The organism is Psychroserpens damuponensis (assembly GCF_000826655.1).
Lineage (GTDB): Bacteria > Bacteroidota > Bacteroidia > Flavobacteriales > Flavobacteriaceae > Psychroserpens > Psychroserpens damuponensis.
The window spans coordinates 1-3,024 of the sequence record NZ_JXJO01000055.1; the positions used below are offsets into that span (position 1 = coordinate 1).

At 26.7% G+C, this 3,024-nt stretch carries 3 protein-coding genes; all 3 read left to right on the forward strand.

Features of this window, described 5'->3' with window-relative positions; translation table 11 throughout:
* The first annotated feature begins 120 nt into the window (after positions 1-120).
* The 3 genes from TD29_RS17245 to TD29_RS17255 all read left to right on the forward strand — a co-directional run bounded on the left by TD29_RS17245 (position 121) and on the right by TD29_RS17255 (position 2,616).
* Complete coding sequence (locus tag TD29_RS17245) at positions 121-735, forward strand: lipocalin family protein (RefSeq protein WP_040282722.1); 615 nt, start codon at positions 121-123, stop codon at positions 733-735.
* 176 nt (positions 736-911) lie between these two features.
* Positions 912-1,295, forward strand: coding sequence for a hypothetical protein (locus TD29_RS17250; RefSeq protein WP_040282724.1), 384 nt, complete (start codon positions 912-914; stop codon positions 1,293-1,295).
* Entirely contained in the window at positions 1,285-2,616 is a 1,332-nt protein-coding gene (locus TD29_RS17255) for a hypothetical protein (protein WP_040282726.1), read from the forward strand. Before TD29_RS17250 ends, TD29_RS17255 begins: the two co-directional genes overlap by 11 nt.
* The last annotated feature ends 408 nt before the right edge of the window (positions 2,617-3,024 follow it).

Sequence of the window (3,024 nt, forward strand, 5' to 3'; positions counted from 1 at the left end):
TTCCTTGCGGAAAATCCCTACACTTTTGCTATCTTTGGTTATTAACTCGGAAAAATCTTACCGATTTTTCCGTAACGAAATCATACACAAGACCGTTACCTGCAATTAAAAACGCAACGGATGAAACAGAAACTAATCACTTTATTAATAATTCTAACTTGTACATTTGGATTTGGTCAAGTAAGTCCAGAAGACATAATTGTGGTTTATGATTCTCTAAATCCAAAAGGCAAAGTTCTATTAAAAAGTGAAATGTCTAAAAATTTAGATTCCATCAATATGCATATGTTGGAAGATACAAGATTGAAATTGTTAACTAAAAAGGACAGTTTATTAATTAGGAAAGAAATAACTGGAAGTTGGAATCTGAACAGCGTTAAAACATCGAATGAAAAACCATACAACTTACAAGTATTTGAGAAAATTGAAATAGCAAATGACGGAAAATTTAACATTGTAGACAATGACGAAATTATAAGCGGGAAATGGGAAATAAGCAAAGGAAAATTAACTTTACATTATAACGAACCTCAATGTCATATAAAAGACAAAGCTTTATTAAAAATTCTGCCTAAAGAACAAATTGAATCCTTAACATATAGTTCGAACTTTTTAAGCATTAGAAAGGTTGATAATAAGAATATTGTATTTATGCATTTCTTACCTGAAAATATAGAAAATATAGATGAGATGTTTTATGTATTAGTATTGTCGAATTATGTGAAATCTGAATAAAAAACTGCAGGTAACACCGTGTATAATTCATTGCTAGTTCTAGCCTACTTACGAAAGTCCTCGCGGACTTTCTATCTGTGATTTATTTGCTAACTTAGTTGCTTAAACACGCAACGAAATCATACACAAAACCGTTAGCCACAAGTTAAAAAAAAATCGAACTGAAAGAGAAAAATATGGAGTTAAAATACCAAAAAGAAATAAATTCAATTGAAAACTGCCCTGTCGAAAATCAAAAAGGAGAAAAAATATTATTTCGATGCGTTGAAAACCCAATGGACATAAATTCATTTCAACCAAATGCAGTTTTATTAAAACCAAAGTTTCAAAATCATTGTTTAGCTTGGGGTTTATCAGTATTTAGCAACTATGACTCTGCAAAACAGATGTTGAATAATCTTTCAAAAAAGAAGAGGAATAATTATTCAAAAATTGCACAAAGTAAATTGTCTGAAAAAGATGGAATCAAACATAATTCAAAAAATAAAAATCACTATACTTTTTATCCAACTAAAAGTTTAGATATATTAAGTAAATTTGCAATTGTAAATGAAAAATAAAACTAAAAATATCGCATTTGATTTTAACCAATTTGAAAAAATTGAGGATATTATTTTTCTTGATGAGCCAATTTTATCTCACCTAAAAAGAAATGACAAACATTTTTTATTCTATTTAGTAGATACAATTGAAGAGTCTGACATTTATTTATTATTTGAAATCAATGAAGAGTTAATATTTGAGTATTTAACCAAAAGAATAACTTTAAAAAAACTTATTTTAGATAATAAAAATATCAGTTATTTAATAGAGCAAGATTTTAATGGAAATATAACGAATATAAATATTACTGAAAGTCAGTTTATAGATGAAAATTATTTACCTCACGAAGATTCACTTTTAGAATATAACCCTTCTGAAAAATCATATTATTATAATTTTATAAAGGAATTTGAAACTAAATCTTATCTAACAAGTTTAAGAAATAAAGCTTTTTATGTTAAATTCGCCCCTACTAAGACTAAATATTCAGATACAATTGGACTTAATGAATTAGCCAGTAGTTTGCTCTCAAATTTATCTTTATCATTTAAAAATTTCTTAAAAGCCGATTTCTTTTTAGAATTTAAAGAATACAGAACTGACAAAAGTAAATTATCTAATACTTTTAATAAATTATTGCCAGATTTAGATTTCAGAATGGTTGACTTGAAATATGGTAGTTTTGAAGTTGGGTTAGCTGTTGATAGTTTAATGAAAGGCTCTATTGAAGATAAAGAAATTAAAGATTGGGCAATTGACGTTGGTTATAAATATAAGAAATTAGTTTTGGACGAAGATTATGATGACAAAACTGTAAATAATATTTTGGAGTCTTATGATGAAAACGACAGAAAAAAAATATTTAATCCTATTTTTAAAATTACTGAAAACCCGAATTTCAGTTTACAAATAAAAGATTCTAATAAGTCTAAATATTCAACAATTAGAATTAAGGACAAATCCGTAATTGAAAAAATTATTCCACCAATAAGTTATTTAAACGAAATTGAAGACAATAAGGAATATGAAATTTTTCAATTTACAGCTGTTAGAGATAAAAATAATTTAAGTAAAGTTATAAAAGTAGAAGATACATTATTTAAATTAACAGATAAAACTGAGGTTATTTTAAATAATAAAAATTTCGAAAAATATGGATATAAATTAGATTTAGAAATTTCTATCCCATTAAATATTACAACGGAAAAAGATTCAATTATACTTTCTGCTCAATATGATAATGTTGACTTTAATACAGTTTATCATTCAAACAAAATTGATGATGGAATTAAAAAAATAACATCGAACATTTATGAATATATTCTAAATAGAGAATAAAACCTGTGGCTAACACCGTGTATAATTCATTGCTAGTTATAGCCTACTTACGAAAGTCCTCGCGGACTTTCTATCTGTGATTTATTTGCTAACTTTAGTGCTTAAACCACGCAACGAAATCATACACAAACACGTTGGCTCTAATTCTGCGCTCATATAATTCCGAATAAATAAAGCGGAACAAAAATATATCTTAACACTGAAAATCTTACTCAATATCTGAATTTACTCTTACGGAATTTAGCTAGTTTATAAAACTGAACTGTGCGTGGATTTAGCAACTTTTCGGAATTATAAACTCCATCAATTACTCACGGAATAAAATGTAACTAAGTTTAAAAAACTGATCTATGCGTGAATTAAGCAACTTTCGGAATTAAAAACACTATAAATAACTAACGGAATAAA